The organism is Serratia inhibens, assembly GCF_003591175.1.
Lineage (GTDB): Bacteria > Pseudomonadota > Gammaproteobacteria > Enterobacterales > Enterobacteriaceae > Serratia > Serratia inhibens.
The window spans coordinates 501,910-519,427 of sequence record NZ_QYYG01000002.1 but is presented as its reverse complement, the minus strand read 5'-3'; the positions used below and the strand labels follow the sequence as shown (position 1 = coordinate 519,427).

At 58.4% G+C, this 17,518-nt stretch carries 14 protein-coding genes; 5 read left to right on the top strand and 9 right to left on the bottom strand.

Annotation, left to right across the window (positions count from 1 at the left end; all coding sequences use genetic code 11):
• Window positions 1-40: 40 nt before the first annotated feature.
• A complete protein-coding gene (locus D4100_RS11490; RefSeq protein ID WP_119804400.1) occupies window positions 41-1,522 on the bottom strand; it encodes a mannitol dehydrogenase family protein in 1,482 nt (493 codons plus the stop codon).
• A 335-nt stretch (window positions 1,523-1,857) separates the two neighbouring features.
• On the opposite strand from D4100_RS11490, the gene uxuA reads away from it, so the two are divergent.
• On the top strand, window positions 1,858-3,051 hold the full coding sequence (gene uxuA, locus D4100_RS11485; RefSeq protein ID WP_006317879.1) for a mannonate dehydratase: 1,194 nt from the start codon (window positions 1,858-1,860) through the stop codon (window positions 3,049-3,051).
• A gap of 131 nt (window positions 3,052-3,182) precedes the next feature.
• Here uxuA and yeiP read toward each other — a convergent pair whose 3' ends face one another.
• Window positions 3,183-3,755, bottom strand: coding sequence for an elongation factor P-like protein YeiP (yeiP, locus tag D4100_RS11480; RefSeq protein WP_006317872.1), 573 nt, complete (start codon window positions 3,753-3,755; stop codon window positions 3,183-3,185).
• Window positions 3,756-3,884: 129 nt separating this feature from the next.
• Complete coding sequence (mtr, locus tag D4100_RS11475) at window positions 3,885-5,129, bottom strand: tryptophan permease (protein WP_006317871.1); 1,245 nt, start codon at window positions 5,127-5,129, stop codon at window positions 3,885-3,887.
• Window positions 5,130-5,412: 283 nt separating this feature from the next.
• Here mtr and D4100_RS11470 point away from each other — a divergent pair, with 283 nt between their 5' ends.
• On the top strand, window positions 5,413-5,667 hold the full coding sequence (locus tag D4100_RS11470; RefSeq protein ID WP_006317870.1) for a YkgJ family cysteine cluster protein: 255 nt from the start codon (window positions 5,413-5,415) through the stop codon (window positions 5,665-5,667).
• A gap of 6 nt (window positions 5,668-5,673) precedes the next feature.
• Here the strand turns inward: D4100_RS11470 and setB are convergent, their stop codons facing one another.
• The 4 genes from setB to D4100_RS11450 form a co-directional block, all read right to left on the bottom strand.
• Window positions 5,674-6,852 carry a sugar efflux transporter SetB gene (gene setB / locus D4100_RS11465; RefSeq protein ID WP_119804506.1) on the bottom strand — a complete coding sequence of 393 codons (1,179 nt, stop codon included), beginning with the start codon at window positions 6,850-6,852 and terminating at the stop codon, window positions 5,674-5,676.
• 164 nt (window positions 6,853-7,016) lie between these two features.
• On the bottom strand, window positions 7,017-9,497 hold the full coding sequence (gene torA / locus D4100_RS11460; RefSeq protein ID WP_119804399.1) for a trimethylamine-N-oxide reductase TorA: 2,481 nt from the start codon (window positions 9,495-9,497) through the stop codon (window positions 7,017-7,019).
• A gap of 12 nt (window positions 9,498-9,509) precedes the next feature.
• Entirely contained in the window at window positions 9,510-10,670 is a 1,161-nt protein-coding gene (locus D4100_RS11455) for a NapC/NirT family cytochrome c (protein WP_006317867.1), read from the bottom strand.
• A gap of 258 nt (window positions 10,671-10,928) precedes the next feature.
• A complete protein-coding gene (locus D4100_RS11450; protein ID WP_119804398.1) occupies window positions 10,929-11,369 on the bottom strand; it encodes a nucleotide triphosphate diphosphatase NUDT15 in 441 nt (146 codons plus the stop codon).
• A 247-nt stretch (window positions 11,370-11,616) separates the two neighbouring features.
• On the opposite strand from D4100_RS11450, the gene fruB reads away from it, so the two are divergent.
• Genes fruB through fruA form a run of 3 tightly spaced genes read left to right on the top strand, consistent with a single transcriptional unit; the run spans window position 11,617 to window position 15,388 of the window.
• On the top strand, window positions 11,617-12,750 hold the full coding sequence (gene fruB, locus D4100_RS11445; RefSeq protein WP_119804397.1) for a fused PTS fructose transporter subunit IIA/HPr protein: 1,134 nt from the start codon (window positions 11,617-11,619) through the stop codon (window positions 12,748-12,750).
• Window positions 12,747-13,688, top strand: coding sequence for a 1-phosphofructokinase (fruK, locus tag D4100_RS11440; protein ID WP_006317856.1), 942 nt, complete (start codon window positions 12,747-12,749; stop codon window positions 13,686-13,688). The genes fruB and fruK overlap by 4 nt, the downstream gene beginning before the upstream one ends.
• An 11-nt stretch (window positions 13,689-13,699) precedes the next feature.
• Window positions 13,700-15,388 (top strand): PTS fructose transporter subunit IIBC, encoded by a 1,689-nt coding sequence (fruA, locus tag D4100_RS11435; RefSeq protein WP_065506371.1) that lies wholly within the window; start codon window positions 13,700-13,702, stop codon window positions 15,386-15,388.
• Between the two features lie 60 nt (window positions 15,389-15,448).
• Here the strand turns inward: fruA and nfo are convergent, their stop codons facing one another.
• A complete protein-coding gene (gene nfo, locus D4100_RS11430; RefSeq protein WP_006318074.1) occupies window positions 15,449-16,288 on the bottom strand; it encodes a deoxyribonuclease IV in 840 nt (279 codons plus the stop codon).
• A 108-nt stretch (window positions 16,289-16,396) separates the two neighbouring features.
• The gene (locus tag D4100_RS11425) at window positions 16,397-17,476 is read right to left on the bottom strand and encodes a YeiH family protein (RefSeq protein WP_006318073.1); all 1,080 of its coding nucleotides are present in this window, start codon (window positions 17,474-17,476) and stop codon (window positions 16,397-16,399) included.
• Window positions 17,477-17,518: the final 42 nt, after the last annotated feature.

Below are 17,518 nucleotides of genomic sequence, written 5' to 3'. Positions count from 1 at the left end.
CTATGCCGGGCACAGGTTGCCCGGCATAACTATTATATCTTCAGGCCAGTTGAGTCGAAACCCACTCTTTCACCGTTTGACGCGCCCCGCGATCGCGCAGCGACAGGTAAGCGCGGGTGACTGCCGCCACAAATTCACCCTCGGCCGGCAGTTGTTCGCCGAAAACGGTCTTCAGCCCCAATAGCGCCTTAACCCGCTGCTCATCATCCGGCGTAGCGGCTACCCTTTGCTGCAACGCAGGCAGCAGCGGATCGCGGATGTCGATAGGCTGGCCGGCGTCATCCACGCCGCTGACATAGCGCATCCAGGCGGCGACGCCCAATGCCAGGCCGGCATAGCTGCCACCGTGCTGCAGATGCCAGCGGACCGAATCCAGCATGCGCTGCGGCAGTTTTTGCGTGCCGTCCATCGCGATTTGCCAGGTACGGTGCTGCAACGCAGGGTTACTGTAGCGCTCAATCAATTGTGCTGCATAGGCGGCCAGATCGATGCCGCTGACGCTGAGTGTCGGTGCCTGCTCGGCCAACATCAGATGGTGGGCGGCACGGCGATAAGACTCGTCGGTCATGCAGTCGTTTATGTATTGATAGCCGCCCAGATAACCGAGATAGGCCAGGAACGAATGGCTGCCGTTCAGCATGCGCAGCTTCATCTGTTCAAACGGCAGCACGTCGTCGACCAACTGCGCCCCGGCCAGTTCCCAGGCCGGTCGGCCGGCGACAAAATTATCTTCCACCACCCATTGAATAAAGGGTTCGCAAGCGATGGCACATTCATCGTGGACGCCGCCGAGCGCGGCGGCAATGTCATCCAGCGTTTCCGGTGTGGCGGCCGGAACGATGCGGTCGACCATGGTGCTGGGGAAGCTGGCCTGCCGGGCAATCCATTCGGCCAGTGCGCCGTCACGCTCCTGCGCCAACCCGATGATTGCATTACGCAGCACGTGGCCGTTTTCCGGAATGTTGTCGCAGGAGAGCAGGGTGAAGGCGGGCAGGCCGCGTTCAAGGCGCAGGCGAAGCGCCTCCACCAGAATGCCGGGAACGGTGGCCGGCTGACCCGGATTGGCCAGATCGGCGCGGATCGCCTCATGTTGCAGATCCAACTTTCCGCTGCCCGGTTCGATGCAGTAACCTTTTTCGGTAATGGTCATCGACACTATCGCCACCTGAGGTTCCGCCAGCTTTTCCAGCACGGCCTCGATCCCTTCCAGTTTGCGATGCACGCTTTCATTCACTGCGCCAATCACGATGGCCTGGTTACCCGTCGCGCCTTTCTCCAGCACGCTATACAGATGATCCTGCAAACGCAGGCTCTGGAACAATGGCACACCGCCAGACAGGCTGATTTCGCAAATACCCCAGTCGCCGCCCTGGCGGTTCAGCACCCGATCGGTAAGCAGCGCCTGGTGGGCGCGGTGGAAAGCGCCAAATCCGATATGCACCATACGGCTTTGCAATGCGCTGCGATTGTAGCGCGGCTGCTGGACCGCATCAGGCAGCGGCGAGTTGGCGATAGTCTTCATTCAAGGCTCCAAAGCTGGGTAAAAGGTACTGGCCGGTAACTTTTCAAAAGCTATCAGACCAGTTTTGCAGACGACAAGTGAGGCTGTTTCCCGCGTTTATCGTACTGGCTCTCTGCCGCCAGTGTAAGGCTGTCGGCGCATCAATAAAATTGGTCAGTCCAAAATAAGCCAGATTCGTGAAGTGGATCAACCCACTGCGATTTCTGTTTTGACAGCAGGCCATGAAGGAGTAAGGTAAAAGATAAATGATATCTATCTCATTTGGTATAACAAGATTGTCAGGTTTGAGCGATCTTGATCACCGCAACCTCCGGCGATTTTTACAAGGATAAACAATGGAACAAACATGGCGTTGGTATGGGCCGAACGATCCTGTCTCTCTTGACGATGTGCGTCAGGCCGGCGCCACCGGCGTTGTCACCGCACTGCACCATATTCCCAATGGCGAAGTCTGGCCGATCGATGAGATCAAGGCGCGTCAGGCGTTGTTGGCGGAGAAAGGCCTGGTGTGGTCGGTAGTGGAAAGCATTCCGGTGCATGAAGAGATCAAAACCCACAGCGGTAATTACCTGCGGCATATTGCCAATTACCAGCAGTCACTGCGTAATCTGGCGGCCTGTGGCATCGATACCGTGTGCTACAACTTTATGCCGATCCTCGACTGGACACGTACCGATCTGGAGTACCTGCTGCCCGACGGTTCGAAAGCGCTGCGTTTCGATCACATTGCCTTTGCCGCCTTTGATCTGCACATCCTGCAACGCGCCGGCGCGCAACAGGATTACACACCGGAAGAGCAAACGCAGGCGGCGGCCCATTTCGCTGCCATGAGCGACGCGGAAAAAAACAAATTGACCGGCAATATCATCGCCGGGCTGCCGGGTGCCGAAGAGGGATACACGCTCGATCAGTTCCGTGCCCGTCTGGCGGAGTACGATGCGATCGACAAGGCGCAACTGCGCGAAAATATGGCGGTATTCCTGCGCGCCATTGTGCCGGTGGCGGAGGAGGTTGGCGTGCGCCTGGCGGTGCATCCTGACGATCCGCCGCGGCCGATCCTCGGCCTGCCGCGCATCGTGTCCACCATTGAGGACATGCAGTGGTTGAAGCAGACCGTCGACAGCCTTTATAACGGTTTTACTATGTGTACCGGCTCCTACGGCGTGCGTGCGGATAATGACCTGGTTCGGATGATTGATACTTTCGGCGATCGCATCCATTTCACCCACCTGCGCGCCACCTGCCGCGAAGAGAACCCGAAGAGTTTCCATGAGGGTGCCCATCTGCAGGGTGACGTGGATATGGTTGCGGTGATTGAGGCGATCCTGAGCGAGGAGCAGCGGCGTCATCAGGCGGGCGATCGCCGGCCGATCCCGATGCGTCCCGATCACGGGCACCAGATGCTGGATGATTTGAAGAAAAAAACCAATCCGGGCTACTCGGCGATTGGTCGGCTGAAAGGGTTGGCGGAGCTGCGTGGCGTTGAGCTGGCGCTTAAGCGCCGTTTCTTCCCTGAATTGCCGTTGTAAAGCAAGAATAAGCCCAATGGATTTCACGCTGCAGCCAGGCAGCAAGAGCACCCATCCCCAGGAGCTTACATCGGTAAGTGACTGGGGTGAGGGCTAGTAGCCAACAACGCTGCAGCGTGAAAGACGAAGGGCTAGTCTGCGCGGCTCATATAGCGACGCTCTGCAATATGAATGCGGATTTTGTCACCGGCGCTGAGGTATTCCGGCACATGAATGGTCAGGCCGGTCGCCATGGTGGCCGGCTTGTTGCGGGCGCTGGCGGAGGCGCCTTTGATGCCCGGCGCGGTGTCGACAATTTCCATATCCACGGTCTGCGGCAGTTCCAGCGCCAGCACCTGGCCTTCCAGCGTCAGCACCTGCATCCCCGGCAGGCCGGCTTCAGGAATAAACAGCAACTCGTCTTCGATCTGGTCTTTCTTGAAGATGTACGGGGTGAAATCCTCGTCATCCATGAACACGTATTCTTCCCCGTCGATATAAGAGAAGTTCACCTTGCGGCGCGACAGCGTGATGGTGTCCAGAATATCGTCGCCCTTAAAGCGCTCTTCTACCTTCAACCCGGTACGGACGTCGGAGAAGCGCATTTTATATAAAGTGCTGGCGCCGCGGGCGCTTGGGCTTTGCACATCGATGTCTTTCACCAGCAGCAGTTTGCCGTTGTAATTGATCGCCATGCCGCGCTTAATTTCGTTAGCCTTTGCCATATAAAGTAACCTGCAATGAAGAGTATTTGAGAAGTTGCGACAAGTTACTCGCGCCGCCGATTTCAGGCAAGCAGATCGCGCAAAAACAGTGACGGAAAGGGGATGACGAACGCCATCCCCTGAGCGGATTTACTGGAATACCGGCAGCAGGCCGAGCAACGCCAGCAAATGAGCGGAGGCGTTGATAACCCCGAACAGAATGATGAACAGGATCATGCCGTGGCCGCCAGGCGCGCGATACTGCGCCTGCGGGAAGCGGCGGCGGCTGGCGCGCGCCAACATCGCCGGCACGATCACCGCCCAGATGGTGGCCGCCAGCCCGGCGAAGCCGATGGCGTACAGGAAGCCGTTCGGGAACAGCAGGGCGGCCAGCGTTGGCGGCGCGAAAGTCACCAGCGCGGTTTTGCTGCGCCCGGTAGTGTCATCGCTGAATTTAAAGAAGTCCGCCAGATAATCGAACAGGCCAAGCGATACCCCAAGGAATGAACTGGCCAGCGCCATATAAGAGAAGGCGTTCAGCAACTGGCCAACGGCCTGGCTGCTGGAAACATTGCCCATTTGCTTGAGCAGGCTGCCGATATTGCCGCCCTCGGCAATCACCTGTTTGAAGGCGTCGCGGGCGATGTTGCCCTGAATCACATACTGCCACAGGATATAGATCGCCAGCGCCAACAGCGTGCCGTACACCAGGCTGCGCACCACCGCGCGGCTGTCTTTTTGGTAGTACTTCACCAACCCCGGCACGTTGCCGTGGTAGCCGAACGACGTCAGCAGATAGGGCAACGCCGCCAGTGCATAAGGCAGATAGCTGGCCTGGTCATCGCCGCGGTTGAACAGTACCGCCGGTTGTACGTGGGTGAACATATCGCCCACCGACATCACAAAGGTGATCACCATCCCGCCGATCAGAATGGTGCTCAGGCGATCGACGGCGCGGGTGGACAACCAAACGATAAACGCCACCACGATGGCAAACACCAATCCGGCGGTGGTTTGGCCGACGCCGACGATGCCTTCCAGCGTATGGGCGATGATCGAACCGCCGGCGGAAATGTAGGCGTAGGTCAGGATGTACAGCACAAAGGTAATGGAAATGCCGTTAATGGCGTTCCAGCCTTTGCCCAGCAGATCTTTGACGATGGTATGGAAGCTGGCGCCGCTTGGGTAATGCAGCGTGGCTTCCAGGATCATCAGGCCGGAAATCAGCATGCAGGCCCAGGTATAAATCAACAGCGCCACGGAGCCGCTGAACCACACGCCAGAAGTGACGATGGGAATGGAGAACATGCCGGCGCCGACGGCGGTGCCTGCAATGATCATCGCGCCGCCGAGTACCGAAGGGCGGGCTAGCTTCTGGATGGTGTCCGTGGACATTTTTGCTCCTGAGTGGCCGCATCGGCCGTGGGTTCTTTTGTACTAGCTCAATGGTACATGTGCGATTGGCGCATGTAAAGCCGTGAATATGCTTGTTTCATGCATTAATTGGCGTTAATTGGCCCATTTTTGGCGTATTTTTGGCCTGCGCGCAAATGGCCGGTTTGTGGCTATGGAGGTAGGGTGTAAAGATTCGCGAGCATAACCGGATTATGCTGGCGGCGGATGAGCCGTGCTGATATTGTCGCGCTTCAATTCCGCCAGCCCACCGGGAGACTCGCTGATGGACTGTCGTACCGACTGTGGCGCCTGTTGTATCGCGCCTTCAATATCCAGCCCCATTCCCGGCATGCCCAACGGCAAGCCCGCCAATACCCGCTGCATTCATCTGAGTGAGCAACTGCGTTGCGGCCTGTTTCACTCGCCGCTGCGGCCCAAGGTGTGCGGCAGCCTGCAGGCCAGCCGCGAGATGTGTCATGATCATCGCGACCAGGCATTGATCTATCTGATCAAGCTGGAAGCGGATACCGCGCCCTAAACACCGTTAAGCGTCTTTAAGTTTCCACAGGCACAGCACCGCGCCGACAACCATCGCCAGCGCGGAATAAAACACCGCGTGATAACTCCAGATCTCCGCCACCACGCCGGCGACAGAACCGGCAATAATCCAGCCCACGCGCGTGGTGTTGGTAAACAAGGTGGTGGCTGCACCCGCCTGTCCGGGCATCAAATCCTGGAAATAGAGCATGCCAATCCCCGCCAGCACGCCAATAAACGCCGCGTTAAGCAGTTGCAGGGCAATCAATTGCCAGCTGCCGGTGATAAACAACAGCCCGAAATAAAACAGCAGGCCCGCCACCACCGCGCAGCGCATCAAGAAGCGCTTGCCGAAGCGTTTGGCCACCATACCGGCAATCAGCATGGTCGGTATCTCCAGCCCGGCTGCCGTGCCCATCAGTATCCCGGCCAGCTTTTCCGACAGTTGCAGCTCGTGCACCATATACAGCGGCATATTAATCAAATACATGCCATTTGCGGTCCACATAAAGGTGCAGGCCATAAACAACAGCAGTGTATCGCGGCGGTTCTGGCGCGGCGCCTCCAGCGTGGCACGGGTTGTCACCTGCGTTTTGCGCATCGACGGCAGCATTTTCCATACCAGTACGCCGCACAGGATAAATGCAGCCGCTGCCGCCAAATACATCACCTTAAAGCCAAAACCCAATGCCAGCGCGAAGGCGATAGGTGGGCCTATTACCCAGGCGAGGGAAACCTGGGCGCGCAGAATCGAACTGAACATCACCGCCTCACGGCCGGTGCGATCGGCGTGTTCGCGTGCCAGGGCAAACATTTGCGGGTTGGCGGTGGAGCCGAAACTGGTCAGCATCACACCCACGATCAGCAACAGGTAATAATTGCGGTTCCAGGCGAACAGCACGCAACCCAGCGCGCCGAGCATGCAGCAGAGGAAAATCAGCGATTTGCGATCGCCTTTTTGATCGGAGCGGCGGGCGAGAAACTGGCTGACCAGAATGCCGATGACGGCGCTGCCGGTGAAAAACAGGCCCACCATCGAAGGTCGCGCCTGCACTTCCGTCGCCAGAAACAGGCTGAGCGTGGGCGTTTGTAAAGCACCGGCAATCCCGGTGAGAAAAGCCACGACGAGAAAGGCCAGCGAAGTGAGATCGGGCGAGCGTCGCGTTACCGCAGTAGATGTAGGCATAGAGATCAGCAAAGGGTCGGAATAAGGAGGTCGGGTGAATAATACGCCCATTTTTCAAGAAAGAACAAAAAAAACAAAAAGCGGTTTCATTCTGCTTAACAGTGAAAAGCGATTATCCGCATAAGCTTAAAAAAGGGCGACGTCGCCGCCGCCCTGTCTGGCGTTTACGCGCCGGCAGGCACGGCGTGTGCGGTGTTTTTCAGCACCGGGCCTTGATACTTCTCAATCTGCAACTGCGCCATTTGCCCGCAATTGCCCTGCGCGAGGCTGGAGGAACCCACGTCGAAGGTCAGGCAGTTGACGTTGCCGTTTTTGCACAGCGACCCCGGTTGGGCAGGATCGGCCGGATCGAACCAGGCGCCTTCGCTGATGCGCACCACGCCGGGGCGCACGTCTTCGCTGACCACTGCACCGACCAGGATCTGGCCGCGATCGTTAAATGCCCGCACCAAATCGCCATTGGCGATGCCACGCGGTTGGGCATCCTGCGGGTGGATCACAATAGCTTCCCGATCCGCTACCGCATATTTTTTGCGCAGCGGCGTGTTGTCGAGTTGCGAATGGAGTCGGTTGATCGGGTGCGCGGTATTCAGCGACAGCGGGTACTTCACCGCTTCCGGCCCGCGATACCATTCGTGAGGCGGCATCCAGGTCGGGATACCCGGGCAGTCCTGATACTTCATTTTGGCGATGGCGTCGGAGTAGATCTCGATTTTTCCGGACGGTGTGCCCAGCGGATTAAGCAGCGGATTTTCGCGGTAGTCGGCGAAGCGCACCCATTGGGTATTGGCCTCGGGCACCAGGAAACGCACATAGTTGTTGGACTGCCAGAACATGTCGAACGGCGGCAGGGCCACCCGGGCGGCGCGCGCCTGGGTTTTCATGTCGTCGTACATACCTTTGAGCCATTGGGTTTCATCTTTGCCTTCGGTAAAGGCATCCTGAACCCCCAGCCTGGCGGCCATCGCCGCGAAGATATCGAAATCGCTGCGCGACTCATGCTGCGGCGGCACGCACTGGTGCATCGGGAACACGTACAGCTGCGAGTAATCGCCGCCCATTTCCAGATCGTTGCGTTCATAGCTGGTGGTGGCAGGCAGCACGATATCGGCGTGCCTGGCGGTGGCGGTCCAGTAAGGTTCATTCACCACTATGGTATCCGGCCGCTGCCAGGCCTTGACCAGGTTATTGGTGTCCTGATGCTGGTGGAAGGTGTTGCCACCCGCCACGTACACCATTTTCACCTCAGGGTAGGTAACCTGCGCGCCATTGAAGTTAATGGTCTTGCCGGGGTTGGCCAGGCATTCGGCGATGCGCGCCACCGGAATTGGTGCAGGGGAGTTCTTCGGTGAGCTGCCGGCGGAAATACCGGCAATAATGCCGCCTTTCGCCGTCGGGCTGCCGCCGGAGGAGTAGTGATAGCTGAAACCAAAGCCGCCGCCCGACAGGCCAACCTGGCCGAGCATGGCCGCTACCGTGACCAACAACCAGTGTTGCTGTTCGCCATGATGCTGACGCTGAATGCCCCAGCCGCCCATGATCATGGTGCGGTTTTTTGCCATGTCACGCGCCAGTTGGCGCAGTACTTCGGCGTCTACGCCGCAAATGTCCGCAGCCCATTCGGCGGTTTTCGGCGTGCCGTCGCCTTCGCCCAGCAGATAGGCCTGGAACTTGTCAAAGCCGACGGTGTAGGTTTTCAGGAAATCCGGGTTATGCAGTTTCTCGGTCAGCAACGTATGGGCGATGCCGATCAGCATGGCGCTGTCCGTATAAGGACGTGGGGCGATCCACTGTGCGCCGACAAATTTGGCGCTGTCGTTGTGCACCGGATCGATGCTGATGACGCGAGTGCCTTTTTTCTTCAATGCCTCAAAACCGGTCTGGCCGTAGTGATCCGGCACGTTCCAGCTGTTTTTCAGCGTGATCATCGGGTTACAGCCCCACATCACCACCAGTTGACTGTTTTCAATCACGTTGGGCCAGGCGGTTTGCTGTTCGTAAACTTCCATCGAACCCACTACGTGCGACATGATCACCTGCGCCGCACCGGTAGAATAGTCGCCGGCATAGCCGAGGAAGCCGCCGGTCAGGTTCATCAGGCGTTGCAGCAGCGTGCGGCTGTTGTGCAACATGCCGACGCTTTTCCAGCCATAGGAACCGGCGTAGATGGACTGCGGGCCGTGGTCTTTCTGTAAACGGGTGATTTCGTTGCAGACCAGCTCAATCGCCTGGTCCCAACTGACGCGCACCCATTCGTCGCGCCCGCGCAGTTCAGTGCGGCTGCCGGGGCCGCCTTCCAGCCAGCTTTTACGCACCATCGGGTATTTGACGCGGTTTTCGGCATGCACCTGGAAGGGCGCCATGGTGATCAATTCGTTCGGATAAGGATCGTCTTTCACCGGCTGTACGCCGATCATTTTGCCGTCCTGCACTATGGCTTCGAAAGCACCCCAGTGTGCGCCGGTCAGAATGCCTTTTTGCGCCTGGCGCAATACCACAAATTGCGGTAGCGCCTGGCTGATGGCTTGCGCCAACGCAGATTTGGGCCACAGGCCCGCCAGCAGAGGTGCGGCGGCCAGCGCGGTGGCGCCGGTCAGGAAGCGGCGGCGGCTCATTTTTAACGCTTGTCGTTGATGGTTGCTCATTGCGCTTCTCCCTTAAAGCTTGGCTGGTGCGGCAGGCGTCATGTCGCTGGCGTGTTTTTGCACGTACTGCGTCAGAACGCGCAGTTGTTCCTGCGTCAGCGAGGTGCGTGGGGCCATGCCTTTAATCACGCCGATCCACTGGTTGGCATTGAAGCGATCGAGGGCGGTCAGGCCGTGACAGCCGGTGCAGTTGGCCGACATCATATCCGCCGTATAGCGCCAGATTTTTTGCTGATCGTCGATCAACTGCTTGCGTGGCAGCCAGACCTGCAGTGAAACCTGATGCCACACCAAACCGGTTTCGGTGTCGGTCAGTGTTTTGCCGGTTTTCAATAGCTTACGAGCATCTTCACCCAACAGCACGCTGAGGATGCGCTTGCCTTGTGCGGCATAAAACACTTCGCTCACACCGTCTTGTTGCCAGCCGGAGACGTTGGCCAGCACTTTGTCGCCGTCCTGTTTCACCACCTGAACTTCGGTGGAAGGCATCAGGTTACCGGCATTGTGGCTGTCGTCCGGCTTCAGGAAGAATGGCTCGGTGGCGATGGTGTACAGCCTGGTGGCGGTAGGCGAGGTTTCCGCCGCCGCCTTCGCCAGTTCGGCTGCCCCGGCCTGAGCTTCACCACTCATGTCCGGCAGGATATGCGCCACGCCTTTATGACAGTCGATGCAGGTTTCGCCCTGTTTGATGGCGACCGGGTGTTGAAGGCGCGCTTCAGGACGCTGGGCGGTGATGTCCATGGCGTCAAAGCTGTGGCATGAGCGGCAGGTGGCAGAGTCATTTGCTTTCAACGTTTTCCACACCGACTGGGCCATCGCCAGCTTGTGCGCCTCGTATTTTTCCGGTGTATCGATAGTGCCGACCATTTCGCCATAAATATCTTTGACCGCGCGGATTTTGGTCCACAGGTAATCGAGCGGCTCGTGCGGGACGTGGCAGTCGGCGCATTCGGCACGGATACCTTTGGTGTTCTGGAAGTGAACGCTGCCCTGATATTCAGCCAGCGGCTGTTGCATGGTGTGGCAGGAAACACAGAAGGTGGTGTCGCTGGTTTTATGGAACACAGTGGCGGTGCCCACCAATAGCGCCGCACCGAGGATAATGCCGAGCAGCAGCAGCCACAGCCATCCCCACCGGCGCTTGGTTGCCCAGCCCGTTAGCTTTTTGTTCATATTGGACCCACTTATAATTATGAAATACCAAGGAAAACCTTTCCCAAAAAGGTGTTGACCAAAGGTCAATTAACCGGATTAAGTATAAGGTTTATCGGTAAAAACATCTAACACTATAGGGTTATTTTTAGTGGGAAAAATGGTATTTTGGGGATATTTTAGCGTTATATTTTGTATTATATAACGCGTTTTTACAGGGGATTATGGCTTTGTAAGCACCATCACGGACAGGATATCAAAACCCTGAATGGGAAATGGTTATTTTGTCGGCAACAATGAGGCTGTCGGTAAATAGAATTGGCCGGTCAGCCACAGATGAATGGCGTTGCGGCTGGCTTCAAAATGCGGTTCCGGCAGCGCGTCAGGTAAGCACCAGCGCCATTCCGAGCATTTTTCCGGTTCTTTCAGTTCCGCCTCGCCACCAGGATGCTGCGTCAGTAAGCATACCGACACCGTGTGTTTCCCTTCGGCGTGCCAGGTCTGCAGATTGTTACTGATACCAATAAAACGCGGCAGGGCGATGATCAACCCGGTTTCTTCGGCGATCTCACGTTGTGCGCATTGTTCAAACGTCTCGCCGGCATCCAGATGTCCCCCGGGAATTGACCAGAAAGGGGCGTGTTTACCGCAGCGTTTTCCCAGCAATATCTCTCCCTGCGCATTAACGATAATGACGCCTACGCCCGCGACTACAGTCATGCTTCTCTCCGTCAGCAAAGTTTCAGCACAGTATGTCATTTTCGCGCCTCTGCGGATAACCCATAGGCCAAAGTGTGCGTAAGGTCAAAAATCTATCACATCAAAATTGAGAAAACTTGCTTTCAGTCGGGGCTGCTCACACACTGATTGAAACGTTTCAGCGTTATCGGCGCATTGATGGCGTGTCGGTGACGCTCCTTTTTCTCAATAAAGCTGAAACGATTCAATTCAGCAGGAGAGGAGAATCATGTTCCAGTTATCACCGCAAGACATTCACCTGGGCGCTGCCGCCGGCAGCAAGCAGGACGCTATCCGCCAGGTGGCCGCAGCGCTAACCGAGGCCGGCTGCGTCAGCGCCGCTTACGTAGACGGCATGCTGCAGCGTGAGCTGCAAACCTCCACCTACCTGGGCAACGGTATTGCCATTCCGCACGGCACTACCGATACCCGAGACCTGGTGCTGAATACCGGCGTACAGGTCTTCCAGTTCCCTCAGGGCATCGAATGGGGCGAAGGCCAAACTGCGTATGTGGTGATCGGCATTGCCGCCCGTTCCGATGAACACCTGGCGCTGCTGCGTCAGCTGACACACGTCCTGAGCGACGACAGCGTGGCCGAGCAGATGGCGAAAACCACGTCATCGGAAGAGCTGCGCAGCCTGCTGATGGGTGAAAAACAGGCGGCTGAATTCCAGTTCGACGCTTCCCTGATCGCACTCGACGTAGCCGCAGATAACCTGATGACGTTGCAAGCGCTGAACGCGGGCCGCTTGCAGAAAATCGGCGCGGTCAACGCACAGTTCGTCAGCGACGTCATTACCCGCCGGCCGTTGAATCTGGGGCAGGGCATCTGGCTGAGCGACAGCACCGAAGGCAATCTGACCAGCGCAGCGACCCTGAGCCGCCCGGCACAGGCGTTTGACGAAGACGGCGAACAAGTGGCGCTGTTGCTGACGCTGTCCGTGGCTGACCAGCAACCGCTGGCGGTGCTGAACTACCTGGGCGACCTGCTGTTGGCGAACAAAGCTGAACGCCTGCTGAACGCCGATGCCGCCACCGTGCTGGCATTGCTGACCAGCGAGGTGGAAGAAGAAAGCACCATGCTGAGCGCCGAGTACGTGATCCGCAATGAACACGGCCTGCATGCCCGTCCCGGCACCGCGCTGGTTAACGTGATCAAGCAGTTCAACAGTGAAATTACCGTCACTAACCTGGATGGCAGTGGCAAACCGGCCAACGGACGCAGCCTGATGAAGGTCGTGGCGTTGGGCGTGAAAAAAGGACATCACCTGCGCTTTACCGCCAAGGGTGAAGATGCTGAAGCGGCGCTGAAGGCGATCGGTGAAGCGATTAACGAAGGACTGGGCGAGGGCGCAGCATGACCAGAAGAGTAGCCACCATAACCCTGAATCCGGCTTACGATCTGGTGGGCTTTTGCCCGGAGATCGAGCGCGGGGAAGTGAACCTGGTGAAAACCGCTGGCCTGCACGCCGCCGGTAAAGGCATTAACGTCGCCAAAGTGCTGAAAGATCTGGGGATTGATGTAACGGTGGGCGGTTTCCTGGGGAAAGACAACCAGGACGGCTTCCAACTGTTGTTCAGCGATCTGGGCATCGCCAACCGCTTCCAGGTGGTGCCGGGCCGTACTCGCATTAACGTCAAGCTGACGGAAAAAGACGGCGAAGTGACCGATTTCAACTTCTCCGGTTTTGAGGTGACATCGCAGGATTGGGACCGTTTCGTGACCGATTCTCTGAGCTGGCTCGGCCAGTTCGACATGGTGGCGGTGAGCGGCAGCCTGCCGGCCGGCGTTGATCCCGATGCCTTTACCGACTGGATGATCCGCCTGCGCGCACAATGCCCGTGCATCATTTTCGACAGCAGCCGCGAAGCGCTGGTCGCCGGATTGAAAGCGGCGCCATGGCTGGTGAAGCCGAACCGCCGCGAGCTGGAAATTTGGGCCGGTCGCCCGTTGCCGAAGTTGGAGGACGTGGTTGAGGCCGCGCATGCGCTGCGCGATCAGGGCATTGCCCACGTAGTGATTTCTCTCGGTGCCGAAGGCGCGCTGTGGGTTAACGCCTCCGGTGCCTGGATTGCCAAGCCGCCGGCCTGCGAAGTCGTCAGCACCGTGGGCGCCGGTGATTCGATGGTTGGCGGCCTGATTTATGGCCTGCTGATGCGCGAATCCAGTGAACACACTCTGCGTTTGGCCACTGCCGTGGCTGCGCTGGCGGTAAGCCAGAGCAACGTTGGCGTGACCGACCGTCCACAGTTGGCCGCGATGATGGCGCGTGTCGATCTGAAACCTTTTAACCAATAGCAGGAGGCGTAATGAAAACGCTGCTGATGATAGACAGTTCGTTGGGGCAGGCCCGTGGCCACCTGGCGAAACGCATGCTCGGCGCTGCTGCGGCGAAAACCGGCCTGACGCTGGTTGAGTCGCCTGCCGAGGCCGAACTGGTGGTGGTTGCGGGGCAGACTGTGCCTGCCGACGCCGCGCTGAACGGCAAACGGGTTTATGTGGGCGATGTGGAGTTGGCGGTACGCGAGCCGGAAGCCTTCCTCGCACTGGCCAAAGCCGAGGCGAAAGCCTGGCAGGCGCCGGCTGCGGTTGCCGTGCCGGCAAAAGCGACCGGTCAAAAACGCATTGTGGCGATCACTGCTTGCCCAACCGGCGTGGCGCATACCTTTATGGCCGCTGAAGCCATTGAAAGCGAAGCTAAAAAACGCGGCTGGTGGGTGAAAGTGGAAACCCGTGGTTCCGTGGGTGCCGGCAATGCCATTACGCCTGAAGAAGTGGCGGCAGCCGATCTGGTGATTGTGGCGGCCGACATTGAAGTGGATCTGGACAAGTTCGCCGGCAAACCTATGTACCGCACCTCTACCGGTCTGGCGCTGAAGAAAACCGCGCAGGAACTGGACAAGGCGCAGGCCGAAGCCGAAATTTTCCAACCGCAGAAAAGCGGCGGTCCGGCCACGGCCGGCAAGAAGAAAGAGAGCGCAGGGCCGTATCGTCACCTGTTGACCGGCGTGTCGTATATGCTGCCGATGGTGGTGGCGGGCGGTTTGTGTATTGCGCTGTCGTTCGTGTTCGGTATCAAGGCGTTTGAAGTCAAGGGCACGCTGGCGGCTGCGTTGATGCAGATTGGCGGCGGTTCAGCCTTCGCGCTGATGGTGCCGGTGCTGGCCGGTTTTATCGCTTTCTCCATCGCTGACCGTCCGGGCCTGACGCCGGGTCTGATCGGCGGCATGCTGGCGGTGAGCACCGGTGCCGGTTTCCTCGGCGGTATCATTGCCGGTTTCCTGGCAGGTTACGTTGCCAAATTTATCAGTACCAAGCTGCGTCTGCCGCAGAGTATGGAAGCGCTGAAGCCGATTCTGATCATTCCGCTGGTCGCCAGCCTGGTCGTCGGTCTGATCATGATTTACATCGTCGGTACGCCGGTGGCGAAAATCATGGAAGGCCTGACCCACTGGCTGCAATCGCTGGGTACCGCCAACGCGGTGCTGCTGGGTGCGATCCTCGGTGCCATGATGTGTACCGATATGGGTGGCCCGGTTAACAAAGCGGCTTACGCCTTCGGCGTGGCGCTGCTGAGTTCTTCGGTGTATGCCCCGATGGCCGCCATTATGGCCGCCGGTATGGTGCCACCGTTGGCGATGGGCTTGGCGACGCTGCTGGCGCGCCGCAAGTTCGAGAAGTCCGAGCAGGAAGGCGGTAAAGCGGCGCTGGTGTTGGGCCTGTGCTTTATCTCTGAAGGCGCGATTCCGTTCGCCGCCCGCGACCCGATGCGTGTGTTGCCATGCTGCATCGCCGGCGGTGCGCTGACCGGTGCGCTGTCGATGGCCTTCGGCGCCAAGCTGATGGCACCGCACGGTGGCCTGTTCGTGCTGCTGATCCCGGGCGCTATCACGCCGGTGCTGCTGTATCTGGTGGCGATCATCGCCGGTACCTTGCTGGCGGGCGTGTCTTATGCGCTGCTGAAACGCGCTGACGTCCCTGCGGCCAACGCAGCTTAACGTTATCGCAGGCAATAAAAAAACCGGAGCATCATGCTCCGGTTTTTGCGTTTTTGGGGCCTACTGTTGCGCTTTCAGCCAGGCGATTTCTTCCGCCCAGATATCCGGGTTCACGGTTTCCAGAATCAGCGGGATATTGTCGAAGCGCGAGTCGCTCATGATGTAACTGAAGACCGTTTTGCCGATATTGCCTTCGCCCAGGCTATGATGGCGATCGACGCGGCTGCCGAACGCGCTCTTGGCGTCGTTCAGGTGCATGCCGCGCAGGTAGTTGAAGCCAACTACGTCACCCAGCGCTTTAAAGGTCTGCTCGCAGGTTTCCTCGGTGCGCAGATCGTAACCGGCGGCAAAGGCATGGCAGGTATCGATACACACGCCGACACGGCTTTTGTCTTCCACGCCGTCAATGATCGCCGCCAGATGCTCGAACCTGAACCCCAGATTGCTGCCCTGACCGGCGGTATTTTCAATCACTGCCGTCACGCCGACGGTTTTATCCAGCACTATGTTGATGGATTCGGCGATGAGCGCCAGGCATTTGTCTTCATCAATCTGCATCAGGTGGCTGCCGGGGTGGAAGTTCAGCAGCGTCAATCCGAGTTGTTCGCAGCGCTGCATTTCATCCAGAAACGCCTCGCGAGATTTTTCCAGCGCTTCGGCTACCGGGTGGCCGAGATTAATCAGATAGCTGTCGTGCGGCAGGATTTGCCCCGGGCCGTAACCGTACTGCGCGCAGGCGCTTTTGAATTTATCAATTACCTCTGCCGGCAGCGGTGCGGCCTTCCATTGACGCTGATTTTTGGTGAACAGGGCGAATGCGGTCGCCTCTAATTCGTGCGCGCGGATAACCGCCTGATCCACGCCGCCTGACGCGCTGACATGTGCACCGACAAACTTCATTTTCATTCTCCTGTGTAATCGGCGTCATTATGGCATTGATAGCGGCAGGATTGAATGGCGACAAAAAAGCCCGCGATCAATCGCGGGCCAGGGAAAGCTTAATGAGCATCAGAAGAAATGTTGCACCAGCAGGTTCATCGCACCGCCGCCGACAATCAGCCAGATAAACAGCAGGGTGGCCAGCAGAATGGGTTTGACGCCCGCTTCGCGCACCGCGCTGATGTGGGTGGTCAGCCCCAGCGCCGCCATCGCCATCGCCAGCATCCAGGTGTCGGCGGTAATCAGGTGTTTCACCCAGGTGGCCGGGATCAGGCTGAACGAGTTCAGCCCGGCGACGGCGATAAACAGCACCGCGAACCACGGAATGGTGATGGCAGATTTGTCCGCCTTGCTCCCGGCATCGCGGCTGCGGCTGATATAACCGGAAAGCAGCAGCAAGAACGGCGCCAGCATCATCACGCGGATCATTTTGGCGATCACTGCGGCGTTCTCGGCATCCGGCCCGACGGCATGCCCGGCGGCCACGACCTGCGCCACTTCATGAATGGTCGAGCCGGCGTAGATACCAAAGGTTTCCTGGCTCAGCGGCAGCCACCGGTAATGTTCATTCAACTGAAACAGCCACGGGTAGGCGAAGATCGCCAGCGTACCGAACACCACCACTGTGCTCACAGCGACCGCCACCTTGCTGGAGTCGGCCTTCAGCACCGGTTCGGTCGCCATCACCGCCGCTGCGCCGCAGATGCTGCTGCCGGCGCCGATCAACATCGCCGTCTGGCTGTCGATACCGAACACTTTTTTACCCAGCCAGCAGGCCAGCAGGAAGGTGGTGCTCAACGTCAGCGCATCGATGATGATGCCGGTAGCGCCGACGTCGGCAATTTGCTGAAACGTCAGGCGGAAGCCGTAAAGAATGATGCCCAACCGCAGCAGGCGCTGTTTGGCGAGCTGAACGCCGCTGTGGCAGCTCGGTTGCAGCCACGGATAAAGCGTATTACCCACCAGAATGCCGAACAGGATCGCCAGCGTCAGCGCACCCAATCCCAGGCCGGCAACCCACGGGATATCGCCTGCCCAGATGGCCAGCGCGGTGAGCGCGCCGGCCAGCAACAACCCCGGCGCCAGCCGAGGTAAAGCGTGCAGGGGAAAGTGTCGTGATGGAAAAGCAGGTGTGGTATCGGTCGCCATAAGTCAGCCCTTTTAATCGAATTCCTTGGGCACAAGACTACG

Excerpts from the sequence above, each read along its gene's own strand:
- D4100_RS11490 (WP_119804400.1), bottom strand. The coding sequence starts at position 1,522 with ATGAAGACTATCGCCAACTCGCCGCTGCCTGATGCGGTCCAGCAGCCG.
- uxuA (WP_006317879.1), top strand. The coding sequence starts at position 1,858 with ATGGAACAAACATGGCGTTGGTATGGGCCGAACGATCCTGTCTCTCTT.
- yeiP (WP_006317872.1), bottom strand. The coding sequence starts at position 3,755 with ATGGCAAAGGCTAACGAAATTAAGCGCGGCATGGCGATCAATTACAAC.
- mtr (WP_006317871.1), bottom strand. The coding sequence starts at position 5,129 with ATGTCCACGGACACCATCCAGAAGCTAGCCCGCCCTTCGGTACTCGGC.
- D4100_RS11470 (WP_006317870.1), top strand. The coding sequence starts at position 5,413 with ATGGACTGTCGTACCGACTGTGGCGCCTGTTGTATCGCGCCTTCAATA.
- setB (WP_119804506.1), bottom strand. The coding sequence starts at position 6,852 with ATGCCTACATCTACTGCGGTAACGCGACGCTCGCCCGATCTCACTTCG.
- torA (WP_119804399.1), bottom strand. The coding sequence starts at position 9,497 with ATGAGCAACCATCAACGACAAGCGTTAAAAATGAGCCGCCGCCGCTTC.
- D4100_RS11455 (WP_006317867.1), bottom strand. The coding sequence starts at position 10,670 with ATGAACAAAAAGCTAACGGGCTGGGCAACCAAGCGCCGGTGGGGATGG.
- D4100_RS11450 (WP_119804398.1), bottom strand. The coding sequence starts at position 11,369 with ATGACTGTAGTCGCGGGCGTAGGCGTCATTATCGTTAATGCGCAGGGA.
- fruB (WP_119804397.1), top strand. The coding sequence starts at position 11,617 with ATGTTCCAGTTATCACCGCAAGACATTCACCTGGGCGCTGCCGCCGGC.
- fruK (WP_006317856.1), top strand. The coding sequence starts at position 12,747 with ATGACCAGAAGAGTAGCCACCATAACCCTGAATCCGGCTTACGATCTG.
- fruA (WP_065506371.1), top strand. The coding sequence starts at position 13,700 with ATGAAAACGCTGCTGATGATAGACAGTTCGTTGGGGCAGGCCCGTGGC.
- nfo (WP_006318074.1), bottom strand. The coding sequence starts at position 16,288 with ATGAAGTTTGTCGGTGCACATGTCAGCGCGTCAGGCGGCGTGGATCAG.
- D4100_RS11425 (WP_006318073.1), bottom strand. The coding sequence starts at position 17,476 with ATGGCGACCGATACCACACCTGCTTTTCCATCACGACACTTTCCCCTG.